Origin of the sequence: Dentiradicibacter hellwigii (assembly GCF_041770905.1) — a bacterium.
Classification (GTDB): Bacteria; Pseudomonadota; Gammaproteobacteria; order Burkholderiales; family Rhodocyclaceae; genus Propionivibrio; species Propionivibrio hellwigii.
On record NZ_JBEUWX010000001.1, the window covers coordinates 80,402 to 97,547 of the forward strand.

18 protein-coding genes are annotated in these 17,146 nt (G+C 58.0%); 9 read left to right on the forward strand and 9 right to left on the reverse strand.

Annotated features, from left to right (window positions below; genetic code table 11):
• Positions 1–68 precede the first annotated feature (68 nt).
• Positions 69–2,333: an ATP-dependent Clp protease ATP-binding subunit ClpA gene (gene clpA / locus ABCS64_RS00450; protein ID WP_418889981.1), complete on the reverse strand. Its 2,265-nt coding sequence runs from the start codon at positions 2,331–2,333 to the stop codon at positions 69–71.
• Positions 2,334–2,645, reverse strand: a complete 312-nt coding sequence (gene clpS / locus ABCS64_RS00455) for an ATP-dependent Clp protease adapter ClpS (protein ID WP_418889982.1) — start codon at positions 2,643–2,645, stop codon at positions 2,334–2,336.
• A gap of 235 nt (positions 2,646–2,880) precedes the next feature.
• On the opposite strand from clpS, the gene ABCS64_RS00460 reads away from it, so the two are divergent.
• The 3 genes from ABCS64_RS00460 (at position 2,881) to ABCS64_RS00470 (ending at position 5,108) form a co-directional block, all read left to right on the forward strand.
• Positions 2,881–3,084, forward strand: a complete 204-nt coding sequence (locus ABCS64_RS00460; protein ID WP_418889983.1) for a cold-shock protein — start codon at positions 2,881–2,883, stop codon at positions 3,082–3,084.
• Positions 3,085–3,282: 198 nt separating this feature from the next.
• Positions 3,283–4,824: a beta-barrel assembly-enhancing protease gene (locus ABCS64_RS00465; RefSeq protein ID WP_418889984.1), complete on the forward strand. Its 1,542-nt coding sequence runs from the start codon at positions 3,283–3,285 to the stop codon at positions 4,822–4,824.
• Positions 4,825–4,880: 56 nt separating this feature from the next.
• The gene (locus ABCS64_RS00470; protein WP_418889985.1) at positions 4,881–5,108 is read left to right on the forward strand and encodes a sulfurtransferase TusA family protein; all 228 of its coding nucleotides are present in this window, start codon (positions 4,881–4,883) and stop codon (positions 5,106–5,108) included.
• Positions 5,109–5,277: 169 nt separating this feature from the next.
• Here the strand turns inward: ABCS64_RS00470 and ABCS64_RS00475 are convergent, their stop codons facing one another.
• Positions 5,278–5,877, reverse strand: coding sequence for an LOG family protein (locus ABCS64_RS00475; RefSeq protein ID WP_418889986.1), 600 nt, complete (start codon positions 5,875–5,877; stop codon positions 5,278–5,280).
• Positions 5,878–6,323: 446 nt separating this feature from the next.
• A complete protein-coding gene (locus tag ABCS64_RS00480) occupies positions 6,324–6,752 on the reverse strand; it encodes an FAD assembly factor SdhE (protein ID WP_418889987.1) in 429 nt (142 codons plus the stop codon).
• Between the two features lie 229 nt (positions 6,753–6,981).
• On the opposite strand from ABCS64_RS00480, the gene ABCS64_RS00485 reads away from it, so the two are divergent.
• From ABCS64_RS00485 to ABCS64_RS00495, 3 genes are all read left to right on the forward strand, one after another.
• Complete coding sequence (locus ABCS64_RS00485) at positions 6,982–7,968, forward strand: malate dehydrogenase (RefSeq protein ID WP_418889988.1); 987 nt, start codon at positions 6,982–6,984, stop codon at positions 7,966–7,968.
• Between the two features lie 144 nt (positions 7,969–8,112).
• A complete protein-coding gene (locus ABCS64_RS00490) occupies positions 8,113–9,096 on the forward strand; it encodes an HpcH/HpaI aldolase/citrate lyase family protein (protein ID WP_418889989.1) in 984 nt (327 codons plus the stop codon).
• 57 nt (positions 9,097–9,153) lie between these two features.
• Positions 9,154–9,510: a nucleotide pyrophosphohydrolase gene (locus tag ABCS64_RS00495; RefSeq protein WP_418889990.1), complete on the forward strand. Its 357-nt coding sequence runs from the start codon at positions 9,154–9,156 to the stop codon at positions 9,508–9,510.
• Positions 9,511–9,859: 349 nt separating this feature from the next.
• Here ABCS64_RS00495 and ABCS64_RS00500 read toward each other — a convergent pair whose 3' ends face one another.
• The 5 genes from ABCS64_RS00500 to ABCS64_RS00520 form a co-directional block, all read right to left on the reverse strand.
• Positions 9,860–10,426 (reverse strand): IS256 family transposase, variant Zn-binding type, encoded by a 567-nt coding sequence (locus ABCS64_RS00500; protein WP_418889991.1) that lies wholly within the window; start codon positions 10,424–10,426, stop codon positions 9,860–9,862.
• Between the two features lie 751 nt (positions 10,427–11,177).
• Positions 11,178–13,265, reverse strand: a complete 2,088-nt coding sequence (locus ABCS64_RS00505) for a TonB-dependent copper receptor (RefSeq protein ID WP_418889992.1) — start codon at positions 13,263–13,265, stop codon at positions 11,178–11,180.
• 125 nt (positions 13,266–13,390) lie between these two features.
• Positions 13,391–13,810, reverse strand: a complete 420-nt coding sequence (locus ABCS64_RS00510) for a cupin domain-containing protein (RefSeq protein WP_418889993.1) — start codon at positions 13,808–13,810, stop codon at positions 13,391–13,393.
• Positions 13,811–14,028: 218 nt separating this feature from the next.
• The gene (locus tag ABCS64_RS00515; protein ID WP_418889994.1) at positions 14,029–14,910 is read right to left on the reverse strand and encodes a 23S rRNA (adenine(2030)-N(6))-methyltransferase RlmJ; all 882 of its coding nucleotides are present in this window, start codon (positions 14,908–14,910) and stop codon (positions 14,029–14,031) included.
• A 71-nt stretch (positions 14,911–14,981) separates the two neighbouring features.
• Positions 14,982–15,908, reverse strand: coding sequence for an AEC family transporter (locus ABCS64_RS00520; RefSeq protein WP_418889995.1), 927 nt, complete (start codon positions 15,906–15,908; stop codon positions 14,982–14,984).
• A 237-nt stretch (positions 15,909–16,145) separates the two neighbouring features.
• Here ABCS64_RS00520 and ABCS64_RS00525 point away from each other — a divergent pair, with 237 nt between their 5' ends.
• From ABCS64_RS00525 to ABCS64_RS00535, 3 genes are all read left to right on the forward strand, one after another.
• Entirely contained in the window at positions 16,146–16,292 is a 147-nt protein-coding gene (locus ABCS64_RS00525; RefSeq protein WP_418889996.1) for a hypothetical protein, read from the forward strand.
• A 4-nt stretch (positions 16,293–16,296) separates the two neighbouring features.
• A complete protein-coding gene (locus tag ABCS64_RS00530) occupies positions 16,297–16,512 on the forward strand; it encodes a LysR substrate-binding domain-containing protein (RefSeq protein ID WP_418889997.1) in 216 nt (71 codons plus the stop codon).
• Between the two features lie 186 nt (positions 16,513–16,698).
• Entirely contained in the window at positions 16,699–17,025 is a 327-nt protein-coding gene (locus tag ABCS64_RS00535) for a PepSY domain-containing protein (RefSeq protein WP_418889998.1), read from the forward strand.
• The last annotated feature ends 121 nt before the right edge of the window (positions 17,026–17,146 follow it).

Genomic DNA, 17,146 nt, shown 5'->3' on the forward strand with positions numbered 1-17,146 from the left:
CTGCCATCTATTACGCCTGGGTAGGTCGTGGCGAAATGATGAAAGGCGCCGGAGTGTTTTTAGTCCGGTCAGACGGCGACGGGAGTTTCCGTTTCTGGCAGCAGCAGCCGAACCTTGCCATCCGCGTCGATATCGACGTCGACACGGCCGCCATGAGTCAGGCGTCCGAACAGCAGCTCGTCGGCCAGCGCCGCGCGAATGGTGTCCTGAATCAGGCGCGCCATCGGACGTGCGCCCATCTGCGGGTCAAAGCCTTGATCAGCCAGATAGGCCTTGAGTGCATCCGAGAAGGTGGCTTCGACTTTCTTTTCGTGCAACTGGGCTTCCAGCTGCATCAGGAATTTATCGACGACGCGCAGAATAATTTCCGGACTGAGCGGCTGGAATGGAATGATGGCATCGAGCCGGTTGCGGAATTCCGGCGAGAAGATACGCCGGATCTCGGCCATTTCGTCACCGGCCTGGCGTGCGCCGGTAAAACCGATCGTGCTTTTCTGCAAATCTTCCTGGCCTGCGTTGGTGGTCAGGATGATGATGACGTTGCGAAAATCCGTCTTGCGCCCATTGTTGTCGGTCAACGTGCCGTGGTCCATGACCTGGAGCAGGATGCTGTAGATGTCGGGATGCGCTTTTTCGATCTCGTCGAGCAGCAGTACGCAATAAGGCTTTTTGGTGACGGCTTCGGTCAACTGGCCGCCCTGATCGAAACCCACATAGCCGGGCGGCGCACCGATGAGGCGGGAGACGGCGTGGCGCTCCATGTATTCGGACATATCGAAACGCAGCAGGTCGATCCCCAAGCAATAGGCGAGCTGCCGGGCGACCTCGGTTTTACCGACACCGGTTGGCCCGGAAAAGAGAAAGTTACCGATGGGGCGGTCCGGCATACCCAGTCCCGAGCGCGCCATTTTGATGGCTCTGGCCAGCGCCTCAATGGCGGCATCCTGCCCAAAAACAACGGCTTTGAGATCGCGGTCAAGATTTTTCAGCGCATTGCGGTCATCGGCGCTGACCTGTGTGGAAGGCACTCGGGCGATGCGGGCGACAATTTCTTCGATATCCTGCCGGCCGATGACTTTTTTCTGCTTCGATTTGGGCAGGATGCGCTGTGCTGCGCCCGCTTCGTCAATGACATCGATGGCCTTGTCGGGCAGGTGGCGATCGGTGATAAAGCGCACCGATAGATCAACCGCCGAACTCAGCGCTGCCGCCGAATAGCGAATGCCATGGTGCGCCTCGAAACGCGATTTCAGCCCTTTCAGAATAGCCAGCGCATCGGCCGACGAGGGTTCGCTGACATCGATTTTCTGAAAACGGCGCGATAACGCATGATCTTTCTCAAAAATGCCGCGATACTCGTTATAAGTCGTTGCACCGATGCATTTGAGCAAACCGCTGGACAACGCCGGTTTGAGCAGGTTCGATGCGTCCATGGTGCCGCCGGAGGCCGCTCCTGCGCCGATCAGCGTATGAATTTCGTCGATAAATAAAATGGCTTCGGGCATTTCGGCCAACTGCTTGAGTACGCCTTTGAGACGTTGCTCGAAATCGCCGCGATACTTGGCGCCGGCCAGCAGCGCGCCCATATCCAGCGCGTGGATTCTGGCCTGTGCCAGTATCGCCGGCGCCTCGCCGTCGACGATACGGCGTGCCAGGCCTTCGGCAATGGCGGTCTTGCCGACGCCGGCTTCGCCAACCAGCAACGGGTTGTTCTTGCGGCGGCGGCAGAGCGTCTGGATGAGGCGTTCTAGCTCGGCGTCCCGCCCGATCAGCGGGTCGATGCGGCCTTGCAGCGCCAGGGCGTTGAGGTCGATCGTATAACTGTCGAGCGGGCTGGTTTCCGGCAATGTTTCGCTTTCCCCGTGTGCGCCAGGCGCTTCCTTCTGCGCTGTGTCCTGCGGTGTTTTGCTGATGCCGTGGGCAATGAAATTGACGATGTCGAGCCGCGTGATGCCTTGTTTTTGCAGGTAATAGGCAGCGTGCGATTCCTTTTCGCCAAAAATGGCGACGAGCACGTTGGCGCCGTTGACCTCCTTCTTGCCGGCTGACTGGACATGCAGCATGGCACGCTGGATGACGCGCCGAAAGCCCAGCGTGGGCTGCGTGTCAATTTCTTCGTCACCATCAATTTGGGGCGAATGCTCGTTGATGAAGACCGTCAATTCATGCCGCAGTATTTCGAGCTGACCGCCGCAGGCGCGCAGCGCCGCCGCCGCCGAGGGATTATCGAGCAGGGCAAGCAGTAGATGCTCGACGGTGATAAATTCATGGCGATTTTGCCGCGCTTCGACAAAGGCAAGGTGCAGGCTGACTTCCAGTTCTTGTGCAATCATTTAATTTTTCTCCATGATGCAGGCGAGCGGATGATCATTCGCGCGAGCGTAAGCCATGACCTGTTCTGTCTTGGTGGCCGCGATATCGCGCGGATAAACGCCGCAGACGCCCTGGCCTTCCGTATGCACCTTGAGCATGATCTGCGTTGCCCGCTCGTGGTTCATGGCAAAAAATTTTTGCAGGATGTGGACGACGAAATCCATGGGCGTAAAGTCATCATTGAGCAGCAGCACGGTATACAGCGGCGGCGGAGCAAGCTGGGTGTGCTGTACTTCGAGAAGAATGTCGGTTTTCGGCTGTTTGTCGCTCATTGGCGCATTGTATAGCGAATGGGTTTCGTTGAAGCCGTGCAAGGCGGCGATCGCGGATTACTGCCGTAATTTCCGCTGTCGTGCCAGGAAATATTTCACATTTGGAGGTTAAAAACGCTTGACGCATTGTGGGAATTTAGCGTACAAAGCGGGCGTGCCTGAATCCGAATGTTTTGGGTTCCAGGCATGTAAGTCGGGCATGGCCCGGATTCTGTTTTTTTTAAGGATGTAGCATATGGCAACAGGTACAGTAAAGTGGTTCAATGACGCCAAGGGTTTTGGTTTTATCACCCCGGATGATGGTAGCGAAGATCTCTTCGCCCATTTCTCGGCGATCAGCATGAACGGATTTAAAACCCTCAAAGAAGGGGAGAAGGTTTCTTTTGATGTCACTCAGGGGCCCAAGGGAAAACAAGCTTCCAATATTACGCGCGCCTAAGCAGCGACCGATGTAATATCCAAAACCCGCTTCGGCGGGTTTTTTGCGGCCATTTTCCGGCATTCCCCGCAAAAATATGGTGCGTGCTGGCAGGCTCGCAGGCACGGACGAAAAAACAAACTGACACAAACGGATGGCCAGGGCTTCGGTATCATGGCATCCGTTTTTTATTCACTTCTGTGCCATCGATACACTGCCATGAAAGCGATTTTCCGCATCCCTGCCTCCTCGCATCACATCGTGCAGGCGCTCCCCAGCGCCGGCGTTCCAGCGCGTTCTTCCCGGCTGTTTCGGCAGTGTGCGTGCAGTCTTCTGGCGTTGTTCTTGTCTCTGCCGTCTGCCGCGTTTGCGCAAGCAGACGGTCTGCCGGAATTGGGCGAGGCGGCGCGCGCCGATCTTTCGCCGCAGATCGAACGCCGCATCGGCGAGCGCATCATGAATGAAATCCGACAACGCGAACCGGCGTATGTCGAAGACCCGGAAATCAGCGATTACCTGAATCGCCTGGGTCGCCGCCTGGTCGAGGCCAGCAGTGACCCGACGGGCCGGTTTTATTTCTTTGCCATCCGCGACAATGCAATCAATGCATTCGCCATGTTCGGCGGCTACATCGGCGTCAATACGGGAACGATCCTGACGGCACAGACGGAATCGGAGCTGGCCGGCGTGATTGCGCACGAAATTGGCCACGTCACGCAAAATCACCTGGCCCGCCAGATTGCCAAGGAAAAACAAAATACGGTGCCGATGCTGATTGCCATGGCCGTGGGCATATTGGCTGCGCGCTCTAACTCTGATGCGGCGATGGGTGCGATCGTCGGGGCGCAGGCAGGCGCTGCACAGGCGCACCTGGCTTATTCACGGGAATTTGAACGAGAAGCCGATCGCGTCGGTTACCAGATCCTCAGCAAAGCCGGGTTTGACGTGCGCGGTATGCCAGATTTTTTTGGGCGCATGCAGCAGTCTACGCGTATTTATGAAAGCGCGGCGCCGGTGTATTTGCGTTCGCATCCGTTGACGATCGAGCGGCTGTCCGACATGCAGAACCGTGTGCGGGAATCGCCCTACAAGCAAATCGTCAGTCATCTCGATTTTTATCTCGTGCGCGCCAAGCTCCGCGCCTATCAAGGGACGCCAGAGGAGGCGGTGCGCGATTTCGACATGCAGGTCAAAGAACGCAAATCGGTTTCCCTGGCGGCGGCGCGTTACGGCCTGGCGGCGGCCTATTTGCGCGCAAAAAATACACAGGCTGCGCAGCGTGAGCTGGAATCCTTGCTGGCTTTGCGCGTAGCTTCACCGCTGATTTCCGGCCTGGCCGGCGCCATCCGCATGGCGGCACATGATGCGGCAGGTGCGGCGAGCGTATATCGCGAATCGCTGCAACGTTTTCCGCAGGCAAGATCATTGGTGTATGGCTATGCTGATGCGCTGTTCGATGCGCGCCGGTTCGATACGCTGCTGGATTTTCTCGAATCGCGGCTGCGCCAGAATCAGGCCGATGCCCGGTTATATGCCATTCAGGCTAAAACCTACGCAGCGCTCGGCAAGCGCTTTCAGCAGCATCGCGCCCAGGCTGAGGCCTATGCGCTGGAAGGTCAGTTGGGGGCAGCGATTGAGCAATTGCAATACGCGCAACAGGCCAAGGACGGCGATTTTTACGAGCAGTCGGCCGTTGATGCGCGCCTGCGCGAATTGCGCCAGCAGCAAGCGGAAGAAGACCGCCAGAAAAAAGACCTTTGAACAGGCGGGATTGGGCCAAGAGGTTCAGAAATTCAAAGAGTTGATGGAGAGTCATCATGCAGTTTGACCAGGAAATTGATGTCAAGGGGATGAATTGCCCTCTGCCGATTCTGCGCACGAAAAAAGCCTTGTTTCAGATGGAAAGCGGTCAGGTGCTGCATGTTCTGGCGACCGATCCGGGATCGGTGCGGGATTTTCAGGCCTTTGCTAGACAGACGGGCAATCGTTTGCTGGAAATGTCTGATGCCGGGCCGGTCTTTGAGTTTTACTTTCAGCGTAAATAAAAAGCATTTTAAATTCAAAGTCCCAGACGAAATCTGGCCGCGCTGGGGAAAGCCTTTATGCAGCCGGGCAGATAGTTGCTCAAGCGGCCGCTACATTAAGCGCTGGGCGATTGACGCCGGCAAAGGCATGCAGTACGGGTTGTATCTGTATCCTCGATGGTGCTGTCTTTCAGGTTTGTCGCGCCTCTGTGAGCCATTTGGAGACCGGCTCGGCGCGATAGGCACTCATGCGCATGAGCAGACGCCGGATGTCGGTATCGACGAGCGCAATGTCGCGGTTTGACTGAATCATGAACCGCTCAGCCACGGCGCGATCAAACAGCGCCAATAGCGGGTCGTAGAATCCTGCAACATTGAGCAGCCCGACCGGCTTGGTATGAAAGCCGAGCTGGCTCCAGGTCAGAATTTCACACAGCTCTTCAAAGGTGCCGAAACCGCCCGGCAGGGCGATGAAACCTTCGGCCAGTTCCGCCATGCGTGCCTTGCGCGCGTGCATCGAATCGACGATTTCCAGCCGGGTCAATGCCCGGTGATCGACGGGACGGCCAGCGACCTCTTTGCCCATCAGGGCTTGCGGAATGATACCGATCACCTCGCCGCCCGCAGCAAGGCAGGTGTCGGCCAGAACGCCCATCAGGCCGATATTGCCGCCGCCGTAAATAAGGGTGATGCCGCGTTCGGCCAGCGTTTGACCGAGCGCCTGGGCAGCAGCAGAGAATTCGGGGTCGCGGCCTGCATTTGAGCCGCAGAAAACACAAAGTTTTTTCATCGATAGTTCCTGATTGATGTGAAGGCCGTTCTTTAAGGCGGTATGAAGCCGCAGAGATGTTACTCGGAGATGTTGCCTTTCCCCGCCCAGGCAACACGTGCAAGCGACAGGTGGCGCGGCGCGTTCGTGTCGTTTTATGTGTTGGAAATTCGTCCGTGAGTTTTCTCGTATCGCTGCATCGTTGATGTGGGAGGCGTTATTTCCGGGGAGTAGCTGGCGCTAATCGATATGGTTGAAATGGGTAGTGTGGTCGGAGCAACTGGATAAGGTGACTGGGTAACTGGGTGATTGGGTAATTGGAATAGCGCTGATCAGCCGGGCATCAGTCTGACTTTTCTGTGCCCGTGTGCGGAATGGGTTTGGCGCTCCCCATTCGCCATGGCACGCTTGCCCGCCTTCAGTTCGCCGCTTAGGAGGGGTGTATGGGTTTCATTGGCGAGGGCATTCTATTTCAGCCGCACCTGCCGAAGCATGGCCAGGACTTCCGCCTGCACCGGATCATCGCAGCTTATCCGCCCCGTGAGCAGCGGCCACAGGTCGATATCTTCCATATCCGCCAGCTGCGCGAAAGCTGCTGCCTGCGCCGGTGTCAGGTGTGTATAGTGCGTATCGAGAAAGCCGCCGAGCACCACGTCCATTTCATGCATCGAGCGCTGGTTGCAAATCCAGCGCAGGCGGTTGTAAGTCACAGGGTCAGGCATCTGATGTTCTTCCACGATGTGTCTGTTTTCCTTTTGGGTGGGCGGTTTGAACGGTATGTCGCAATATTTCGACACTTTCTTGCTGGCGTTCCAGGCATATCCGGCAATTGCCAGCGCATCGGCATGCGGAAGCGCGTATGCACAACAGTTTAGCGCAATTGTCTGCGCGTTCACGCTGCTCGTCACGCTGGGGCGGAGGGCAATATCTGGCGATCGTCTCAACCTCTCCGGTTCGCGCCGCAGTGCCACGCCATCGACATGAAGTGCGCCTGGCATCAGCCAAGGCGGGGCAGAACGGTAATGGGACGGCATGATGCAAAGTATGGGTTTTCCGGCGCATTCGCTATAGAATGCCTGCGTCAATCGAGATCTCGGTCTGTTTTTCAACCCAAGGAGCGTTAGCATGTCGAAGACCCCCGTTCGTGTTGCTGTCACCGGCGCTGCCGGCCAGATTGGTTACAGCCTGCTTTTCCGCATCGCTTCCGGCGAAATGCTGGGCAAGGATCAGCCCGTCATCCTGCAATTGCTCGATCTGCCGCAGGCGCAAAAGGCTTGTCAGGGCGTCATCATGGAGCTGGATGACTGTGCTTTTCCGTTGCTGGCGGGCGTTTTTGCCACTGACGATCCGGATACGGCGTTCAAGGATGCCGACATCTGCCTGCTGGTCGGCGCACGTCCGCGTGGTCCCGGCATGGAGCGTTCCGAACTGCTGAACGTCAACGGCGCGATTTTTACCGTGCAGGGTAAGTCGATTGCCGAGCATGCGAAAGAGGGCGTGAAGGTGCTCGTTGTCGGCAACCCGGCCAATACCAATGCTTATATTGCCCGCCAAGCGGCGATCAAGGTCGGCCGCACTAATCCGGCCAATTATCACGGCATGCTGCGCCTGGATCACAACCGCGCCCTGTCAATGGTTGCCGCCAAAGCTGGCCGTCCGGTCGATAGCCTGCGCAAGATGGCCGTCTGGGGCAACCATAGTCCGACAATGTACGCCGATTACCGTTTCTGCACGGTGGATGGTCAAAGCGTCAAGAGCATGATCAACGACGAAGCCTGGAACAACGACGTATTCCAGCCGGCCGTGGCTAAGCGCGGCGCAGCGATTATCGAGGCGCGCGGCCTGTCTTCCGCGGCTTCCGCCGCCAATGCGGCAGTCTGCCATATACGCGACTGGGTGCTCGGCACCGACGATTGGGTGACGATGGGCGTACCGAGCGACGGTTCCTATGGCATTCCAGAAGGCATCATTTTCGGCTTCCCCTGCGAGTGCAAGAATGGTTCATACAAAATCGTTCAGGGGCTGGAGATCGACGCCTATTCGCAGGAGAAACTCAACAAGACGTTGAAGGAGTTGCAGGACGAGGCCGAAGCCGTCAAGTCGCTGCTGTGAGGGCAGGCTACGCTCATGCCCGTTTCGGAAAGCCGCAGAAACTCCTGCGGCTTTTTTCATTCATACTTTACCCGTTTTCACCCATTTGCCGCCGTGGCCTTGCCGGCGGTTGATGAACTGTCCTGATTTTTTGTGGAGACCAACATGCGCCATCCGAGTACCGTCCTTTTCCCCGGTGAAAAACCGTTCCCCATCCTGCCCGCCGTCGATCATTACGCGGGTTCGGAGAAATTGCTGAAAAAAGCCATCCAGATTCAGGCTGAATTGGGGCCGATCTTCGATATCACCTGCGATTGCGAGGACGGTGCGCGCGCTGGCGCCGAGCGGGAACACGCGGAAATGGCCGTCAGCCTGGTCATGGGCGCGGAAAATCGCTTCGGCCGCGTCGCCGTGCGCATCCATGATGTGACCAGCGAACACTGGCGCAGCGATCTCGACATCGTCATCCCGCAGGCCGGCGAGCGTCTGCCGTTCGTCACCCTGCCCAAACCCCGTCGCGCCGAGGACGTGCGCGTTCAGATTGCCTATCTGCGCGAGGTGGAGAAAAAGGCCGGCCTTAAGCGCGCACTGCCCGTGCATGTGCTGATCGAGACGCTTGGCGCGCTGCATGATGTGTGGGAGATTGCGGGACTGCCCGGCGTCGAGTCGATTGATTTCGGCCTCATGGATTTTGTGTCTGACCATCACGGCGCCATTCCCGGCGCGGCGATGAAGAGCCCAGGCCAGTTTGAGCATCCCCTGATTGTCCGCGCCAAATGCGAAATCGCCACGGCGGCGCTGGCACGGGGTGTCGTACCGACGCACAACGTGACCACAGAACTGAAGGACATCGACTTCATCCGCAATGACGCGCGTCGCGCCCGCAACGAATTTGGCTTCCTGCGTATGTGGAGTATCCACCCGAACCAGATCGTCCCGATCGTCGAGGCCATGCGTCCGGACTTTTCGGAAGTCGAACAGGCGGCCGCCATTCTGGTTGCCGCGCAGGACAAGGACTGGGGGCCGATTTCTCATGAAGGGCTGCTGCATGACCGCGCTTCATACCGCTACTACTGGGAGCTGTTGGCGCGCGCGCATGCGACGGGTATGGATTTGCCGGAGACTGCGCGGCAACGTTTCTTTGCCTGAACACGCTGATTCTGTCGCGGGATGGCCATGCCTGCCGCGACTTGCGGAACCCCCTGTATGTCGTCCCTGACTGAACTGACCCGCGCTGTGCTCGCTTTCCGCGACGCACGCGCGTGGGCGCAGTTTCATGATTTGCGCAACCTGATCGTCTCGCTCAATCTTGAAGCCGCCGAATTGCTTGAACTAACGCAATGGAAGAGCGATGCTGAGATTGCTGCACTGCCCGATGCGCCGGCAACACGCGAAGCGCTGGCTGACGAATGCGCCGACGTATTGCTCTACCTGCTGCTGGTTGCCGAAAAAGCCGGCATCGACCTGGAACAGGCCGCCAAGGATAAATTGCGCAAAAATGCGGAAAAATACCCGGTCGCACAGGCCTATGGCTCGCGTCGGAAATATACGGAATATCGCTGAACGGACGTTTTATAGTTAAAACCCTGAAGTTAAAGGAAAGCCGGGTAGCATGGATAGAGAAAAAATTCGAATTCCTTCGGTTTCTTTTTTATCGCATTTTCCTGCTTCCTGGGTGATTCAACATTAACATCTGCGGCGCTTCCCTGGCTCGCCCCTAGCAGCACCCTTAGGCCGGCGTTCATGCGTACGGGCCGTATCTCAAGGGCGTCAACGCTGCGTATCTATGCCGCGCGCGGCGCTGATACGGCCGTGTACGGTAATGATGAAGCGTTATGATGATCTATGGCGTAATGGACAAAATAGGTGTTTTTTTCGAGACATAACGCTCTAATAGACAAAATAGGTGTTTTTAGGACGGATCCTTTGCGAAATAATGTTTTATAAAGCGCAACTTATTCTCCTTTTTCAAACCCCGATGACACCGCAAAAGCCGCTTCATATCGCTGAATTTCCCTTCCAGCAAATTGGTCGTATTCGGGATGCCTAGCCTGGGAAAACGCTCATAGGTAAACAACCATGGCAGATGCCGTTTCAGGCTGTTGTACGCGGCGCGCAGACGCTTATGCGTGTAGTGAGAGCGGCCTGTTTTCTCGTTCACGCTGCGTTCGTTCAGGAAGGCGGCGTACTGCTCGTACCAGCCCTTGAGGGCCTCCTCGAACGCCGCCTGAGTGTTCTCCGTCAGGGTCAGTGACAGGGCACGCAGCGCCTGTGCTGCCGGGCTTTTAGGCTTTCTGGTCAGGTGGCGCACGACGATTTTGATTTGGTGAAACTGGCACATTTGCACGGGTATATCCGGGAAGGAGCCTAGCAAGCCGCTTTTGCCATCGCAGATAATGCTTTGTATCAAAACCCCTTTTTCTTGCAACGCAGCGACTTCCTGTGTGTAGAGCGCGTTGGTTTCCCGCTCGACTGCCACGACCCAAGGCGCGCTTGCTGCGAGCGTCGTAGAGAACCATGACGCCCCATTTTCGGCCGAAATAGGTGGTGTCCATGATGAGGTTCACGGGTGCCTGTGGCAGCACGCAATCGGCCTGTGTAGGGGCTTTGGCGAGGTGACGACGGATGGTTTTGAGGCTGTATCCGTACTGCGCGGCAAGCTGTGCGGCACTTTGCTTGCCTTCGCTGTAGCGCTGCCAAAGGGTGTTGGGGTTTAGCTTTTTCCCGCCGCTGAAACGCTTGTGACAGGACACGCATCTGTAGCGTTGTTTGCCACTTTGGGTGCCATCTTTCCTGACCTGTTTGGAGCCGCAAAAAAAGCATTTTTTGTGTTCAAAGGTTTTGACCTCTTATAAAGCCTTGCAGCGTAAGGAATACAGCGATTTTTAACACCTATTTTGTCCATTACACCCGCCTTTTGGGCGTTTCATCCGGGCCGCCTCTACAGCCCTTATCGATAGGGCGTTTGCCGGCAGGCCGGTTGGAAGTGCCCGTAAATAATGGACTTACAGATAGACCGCCCGGGAACCCGCGTAAACACTGGGCTGGCGAGTAGTCCCTCCGGAGATGCCCGTTTTACGCGGGGTTCGGGGCAGGCCGCTGCCGGCAGTATTGGTCGTACGGCGAGGCGCGCCAATACGCTCCAGTTATTTCTGGAATTCGTCTGAGCGGCTGCTTTGGCGAGATAGCGGCGGGTGGTAGGCTACATTCATGCTGTTCCGCGCTGCCGGCTACCATTTGACATCGATGCGCGCCCACAGGGAGCGCCCTGGTTCGTTGATGCGCACGTTTGATCCCGCGTTAGGGTTGATGCCCAGCGCATTGTAAAACTCGGGCGTTTGCATGGCTTTGGTCAGGTGTTCGGCGTACAGGCGGTTGAACAGGTTATCGACGCCGAAGCTTAGGCGCACGGCGGGCGAGAAGCGCCAGTGACCGTGAATGCCAAAGACGGCGAAGCCGGGCGTTTCGCCGATGTCGACGCCGTTGACATTGCCTTGTCCGACGGCGACGCGCGACTGGCGGGCGGCGAAGCGCAGCGTGGCCATGAGCGAAGCCTGTTCGGTATCGTAGCCGGCGCGCAGGCGGCCTTCCAGCGGCGGAATTTGCCCAAGGGGCTTGCCGTCGCTGCGGTTGCGCCCCCAGGTGTAGGCGAGGTCGCCGCCCAGTTTCCAGCGCCGGTCCCAGACGTATTCGGCGCCCAGCTCGAAGCCGTAGCGGAGGGCGTCGATGTTGCGCGCGAAGGAGTTTGCCGCCAGGTCATTGAGCAGCGGGCTGTCCGTTTCGACGAGAATATAATCGTCGATGCGGTTGGCGAAGGCCGAAGCATTGATGCGCAGGCGTTCGCTGGTATAGGCCGTGCCGATGTCAAGCTGGAGGCTCTTTTCGGGCCGTATGTCGCGGTTGCGGTTCCGTTCCCAGAAGTCTGGCGCGCGCTCGGTGTAACCTAATCCGGCATAGTTGCGCCACGGGCCAAGACCGAATTCATAGCGGCTGAAGCCAGCGGTCAGGTTGTAGTGGGTGTGGATGGGCGTGGTGAGCGTGCTGTTCCAGAATCCCGGGTGCGCCGTAGCGCGCGTGCGGTCGTGCCGCAGCCCCGCCACCCATTGGCGCCCGTTGCCCAGATCCATCGTGTTTTCGGCGAACAACCCCAGGTTATGGCTGCTTTCGCTCTTGCTGCGCGGCATGCCGGTGTAGGCGCGGCGGGCGCGGTGCTCGTCGGAAAACCAGTCCGCGCCGATAATGATGTGATTGGCGTCCGCCCAGTTCAGCTCGGCGCTGGCCTTGCCGTTACGCGTGATGCGGTCGGGGTTGCCGCCCGCCATCAGACCGCGAAACTGTCGTCCCATGATGATGTCTTGGTGGCTCTGGCCGGCTTCCAGCGTGATTTTTCGCACGACGGGCGTGATGCGCATGATTTCGGCCTTGCCGCCAAAGGAATTCCGGTCGATTTTGCCGGCATCCAGTTGCAGGCTGGCAAATTTGGCTTTGCTGCGGTTGGCGTCGCCGAACAGCTCGAAACGCAGGTCGGACGTGGGCGTGACGGCCAAATTGAGCGAAGCGCTCTTGCGCTTATACCAGGAACGAACCTTGTTGCCGCTGCCATCCTCATAATCGTCGCTCCCGCTGGCGGTCAGGATGGTGCGCAGCGCGGCGACAGAATTGCCGGCTGAGAGGTCGGCGAAACCGTCGTAATAATTGAAACTGCCGGCGCTGATTCCTGCCTCGAAATCGAGGGATGGCTTGCTATAGGTTTTGGGGTGGCGAATGAATTCGACGGCGCCGGCAACCAGACCAGGACCTTTAAGAACGGTCTGCGGCCCTTTAATGACTTGCAATTCGTCGTAGGACTGGGGGTTGATATAAGCCGTCGGCGTATCCATGCGGATGCCGCAGCCGCCGTAAAGAAACTGGTCGTTGGCAGTAATCGCCAGGCGTGATCCGCCCAAGCCGCGAAATACGGGGTCGCCGGACTGCTGCCCTTTCCGTACCACGCTCATATTGGGAATTTCTTTAAGCAGAGAGGCGCCATCGGTGAGGCGCGCCGGTTGTTCGGGCTGGCGGGTGTCGATATTAACCTGCCCCGGGACTGTCCAGGGACGGTCGGTGACGTTAACTGGCGGTAATGTATGGTAATCATCTGGTGACGGATTGGCGCTCGCCGATCCTTGCCGTGCCGCATCGGAATGCGCTTTTGTTGGCTGGTCACTGGAATCAGTGCCTTCGGCGTACGCCATGCCGGAGCCAACAGCCAGCATGGCGGTAACCAGTAAGATGACAGAGCATCCTGGCGATATTTTGTTGTAGGGCAACGTGTTCATGGTTCGTGCTTTCGTGAGTTTATGGCGGGGCGACCCGCGGCAAGCCGGGGGACGCAAAGTGTCGGGCGGCGCGGCGGAGCGGGCAGGTCATCTCCCCCTCTCCCACATCCGCCCGGCGTTTGACGTTATTGCCCGTGTTTGGCGTCCTTGGTGGCGGCAGTATTGGGGCGGATGCTGGTGATTTGCAGGACGACGGGTTCATTGCCCGTACGCGCGAAATGCTGCTGCGAAGTGGGGTGCGTGAAGATGCTGCCCGGCGGCAGGGTCTGGAGTTTGGCGGCGTCGTACTTTGACCCGAACCCGAGTTGCAGCGTGCCGCTAATGACGGTCACGATGAAGTAGCCTTCTTTCGGCCCGTGCGGTTCCAGTTCTTTGTTGGCGGGAATCTGCACGCGGATGGTGCGCACATGAAAGTCACTATTTTCGTCGATGACGGTGCGTCCGTCCTTGAGAAGGATTTTATCCGCAGGCAAAGCAATGTCCCCCGCGGCATGAACCATGAATGAAGACAACAATAGGGCAACCAGCGTTGAAAGTTTTTGCATCGATACTCTCCAGTAAAAGGTGATGAACAGAGGAGAAGCGATGATACAAAATGATAATGAATATTATCAACCACGTACAAAAAGTGGGTATGAGCGGGTATACCAGCGCGTAATGGGCAATTGTCCGCCGCGTATACATGACGTGCCCAGACGCATAACGCGCCTAAACGCGGAGAGATGTTTTTTCAGGTAATGTTTGTTTTGGCGGCGGCGACTCGCTACACCACCGGGCGGGCGGATGCGGCAGACGAGGCAGCGGGTTTCTGCCGTTCCAGCGTAAAACCGGCGCCGTCATCCTGCCCCAGCGTTGCCGCCAGATACGGCATGGTTGCGGACAGCGTGTCGTACAGCGTCCACGGCGGGTTGATGATGAACAGGCTGCTGCCGTGCATGCCGAAACCGTCTTTTGCCGGCGTCCGCACGCGCAGGGCTGCGTGCAGCCAGTCCGTTGCGGGCAGTTTTTTCAGGCGCGCCGGCAGCTCAAAAGCCTCCTTGCGCGTTAGTTGCGGATACCAGAGCATGTATGTGCCGCCGGCAAAGCGCCGTAGCGCGTCTTTGAGCGCATTGACGACGCGCTCGTAATCGCGTTTTTCTTCGTAGGACGGGTCGATCAGTACCAGTCCGCGCCGGCTGGGCGGTGGCAGCAAGGCTTTAAGGGCGTCGAAGCCGTCGCTTTGCGAGACGATGAACTGCTTGCCGGCATCGGCAAAATTCTCGGCCAGCAGGTGCGCATCGCGGCTGTGCAGCTCAAACAGCCGCAGGCGATCCTGCGTGCGTAGCTGCCATCGTGCCAGCAGCGGCGATCCCGGATACCTGCGCAGGCGGCCGTCCGGGTTGAGGCTTCGGATCATTGCCACATACTCGGCAGCGGCCGGCGGCAGATCGTCCCGCGCCCACAGACGGCCGATCCCGTCACGGAATTCTTCCAGCTTGCCGGCGGGCGCCGCATCGAGCGCATAGAGGCCGGCCCCGGCGTGCGTATCGATGATCCAGAAGGGTTTTTCTTTCTGGCCGAGGTAGCGTGCGATCTGTATCAGAACGAGATGTTTGAATACGTCGGCATGGTTGCCGGCATGGAAGGCGTGGCGGTAGCTGAGCATGAGGCGGGCAGTAAGGTTCGGTAATGAATGGCGGCAATGCGAAAGCCGGCATCATCGCATATCCGGCGCCGTCAGACGGTGATCAGCGTCATGACGAGCGGCGTGGTGACTGCGGAAAGCACGGTCGACAGCACCAGGCTGCTGGCCGTCGGGCCTTCCAGTGACCGGAACTGGCGGGCGATGATATACACGTTGATGCCCAGTGCAACCGAGCCGAGCAAAACGACGACCTGTGTTTCCATCGCCGGCAGATTGAGCAGCCGTGCCAGCAGCCAGACAGCAAAAGGCTGCACGAGCAGCTTAATGAACGTGATCGCCAGGCTGATTCGCCAGCCGGTGCGGATGCCGTAGTGCACGAGACTCATCCCCAATGCGATCAATGACAGGGGCGCTGTCATCTGCGCCATCATGGTGAGCGGCGTGTCGATCATCGCCGGCAGGGTCAGGCCTGACATACGGATCGCCGTGCCGAAAATAATCGCCAAAATCAGCGGATTCATCAGCACATTCTTTGCCGTGAGCGTAAATCCTTTGAGCGAAAAACTGCCGTGGCGCGCCCATTCGATCGAAACCGTCGCCATTGTCCACATGGTCATCGCGTTGAAAACGAGCACCAGCGCAACGGAGGGAAGTGCCGCCTCGCCGATCAGGCTCCTGGCCAGCGGCAGGCCGAGCATCAGATTGTTCGAGAATACTCCGCCCAGCGCGAAGATCGTCTGCCCGGCGCCGTCGAGACCAAAGACTTTCCAGGCGAATAGCCGGCCGAGTATAAAAACGATAACGCAGCTGCCAAAAAAGGCGATCAGCAGGCGGATATCGACCGGAGGGAGTTGGCGCATGCCGCTCATCGTTTTGAACATCATGGCGGGCAGGGCAACGGTAAAGACAAATTTCGTCAGGCTGTCGGCGATTTCATCCGGCCAGCGAGTCAGCCGCATGACGAGATAGCCGACCAGCACCAGTGCGAAAAGCGGCGAAGCCAACGCGATGTGATGCAACAGGGTATCCATGCCGGGGCGGTTAAATATAGTGCGGGAGAATGATAGACGGCGAAACGGGGGGTAAGGCAGCCCACAAGCCATTACGGCCGCCGACGATGGCGGAATTGAACGCGATCGAACGCAATCGGCGCAATTCAGAGCAGTTGGGTGCAATTCGCGTCGCTATTCTACCCGTAAGACGGCGCTGCCTGAGCCGGAATAATCCGTTACATTGTTTGTGCACCGGCGGCAAACTTGCTTGACCGCGTGCCGGTCGGCAAAGCGCTGGAACAGTTCGAGCCGGTTGCGGCGGAGCGCCGGGTCGCCGTATGGCAGGCATGGTTTGCAGACGCCGGCATCGCCCGCCGTATCCGCACTGCCTTACGGTTTACGGATGAATAGTGGGGTGGCAGTGTTGCAGGCGGCGATAGACGGGCAGGGCATCGCGTTGGCGCGCAGCATCATGGCGGCGGATGATTTGGCCGCTGGGCGTCTGGTGCGCCTGTTCTCTGAAATTACCTGCGCCTCAGCGTGGTCATACTGGCTCGTTTATCTGGCAGAATCGGAGAAACAGGCAAAAATCCGGGCATTCAAACGCTGGTTGCAGGCACAGACAGTTTAATGGCGGTTGCGTGCCCTGGCTGGGATGTCGCGTATGATGTATTTCTATTCGGCACGATGAATGGCACGGGAAGCGCCAGACCGCACAGTCGGCGCCTCAGCGTTGAATGAGGCATGCCTGGCCGTGTTGATCATCCTGAGTGTCAGAACGGTGCGATCCTGATCGCATATAAGGACGGAGCAAGCAATGAGAATTCATAAAAAACTCGCTGTGTTGCTGGCGGTTTCATGCATGAGTGTTGCGCTTCCCGCGCTGGCCGATGATGACTGGGATGATGACGATGAAGGCGATGCGCGCTATCGCCGTCAGGTGTGTGCAGACTATATTGGCCGGCAACGTGCGGCTGCGATTGCGCTTTCCCGTGTCGTCGGCCGCGTGAAAGATATCGACTTGGAATACAGCCGCCGCTGGGGCGCATATTACGATGTTGAAATCAAGAAACGGCGCGGACGGAAGTACAAGGTTAAGGTCAACGCGCGCAACGGGCACGTGATCTCCATACGCCGCGATTGATTGCTCCGCTATCATCAATGTGCCTTTAACGTTTCTGTGGGAGGCCTGTTTCTGCCGCAAGCATTGCCGACTTTCTATAGAATTTTCAGTTCGCCGTTTGCAACCCTTTTGTCAGCTCCCT

Coding starts and splice junctions, on each gene's coding strand:
- clpA (WP_418889981.1), bottom strand. CDS start 2,333: ATGATTGCACAAGAACTGGAAGTCAGCCTGCACCTTGCCTTTGTCGAA.
- clpS (WP_418889982.1), bottom strand. CDS start 2,645: ATGAGCGACAAACAGCCGAAAACCGACATTCTTCTCGAAGTACAGCAC.
- ABCS64_RS00460 (WP_418889983.1), top strand. CDS start 2,881: ATGGCAACAGGTACAGTAAAGTGGTTCAATGACGCCAAGGGTTTTGGT.
- ABCS64_RS00465 (WP_418889984.1), top strand. CDS start 3,283: ATGAAAGCGATTTTCCGCATCCCTGCCTCCTCGCATCACATCGTGCAG.
- ABCS64_RS00470 (WP_418889985.1), top strand. CDS start 4,881: ATGCAGTTTGACCAGGAAATTGATGTCAAGGGGATGAATTGCCCTCTG.
- ABCS64_RS00475 (WP_418889986.1), bottom strand. CDS start 5,877: ATGAAAAAACTTTGTGTTTTCTGCGGCTCAAATGCAGGCCGCGACCCC.
- ABCS64_RS00485 (WP_418889988.1), top strand. CDS start 6,982: ATGTCGAAGACCCCCGTTCGTGTTGCTGTCACCGGCGCTGCCGGCCAG.
- ABCS64_RS00490 (WP_418889989.1), top strand. CDS start 8,113: ATGCGCCATCCGAGTACCGTCCTTTTCCCCGGTGAAAAACCGTTCCCC.
- ABCS64_RS00495 (WP_418889990.1), top strand. CDS start 9,154: ATGTCGTCCCTGACTGAACTGACCCGCGCTGTGCTCGCTTTCCGCGAC.
- ABCS64_RS00505 (WP_418889992.1), bottom strand. CDS start 13,265: ATGAACACGTTGCCCTACAACAAAATATCGCCAGGATGCTCTGTCATC.
- ABCS64_RS00510 (WP_418889993.1), bottom strand. CDS start 13,810: ATGCAAAAACTTTCAACGCTGGTTGCCCTATTGTTGTCTTCATTCATG.
- ABCS64_RS00515 (WP_418889994.1), bottom strand. CDS start 14,910: ATGCTCAGCTACCGCCACGCCTTCCATGCCGGCAACCATGCCGACGTA.
- ABCS64_RS00535 (WP_418889998.1), top strand. CDS start 16,699: ATGAGAATTCATAAAAAACTCGCTGTGTTGCTGGCGGTTTCATGCATG.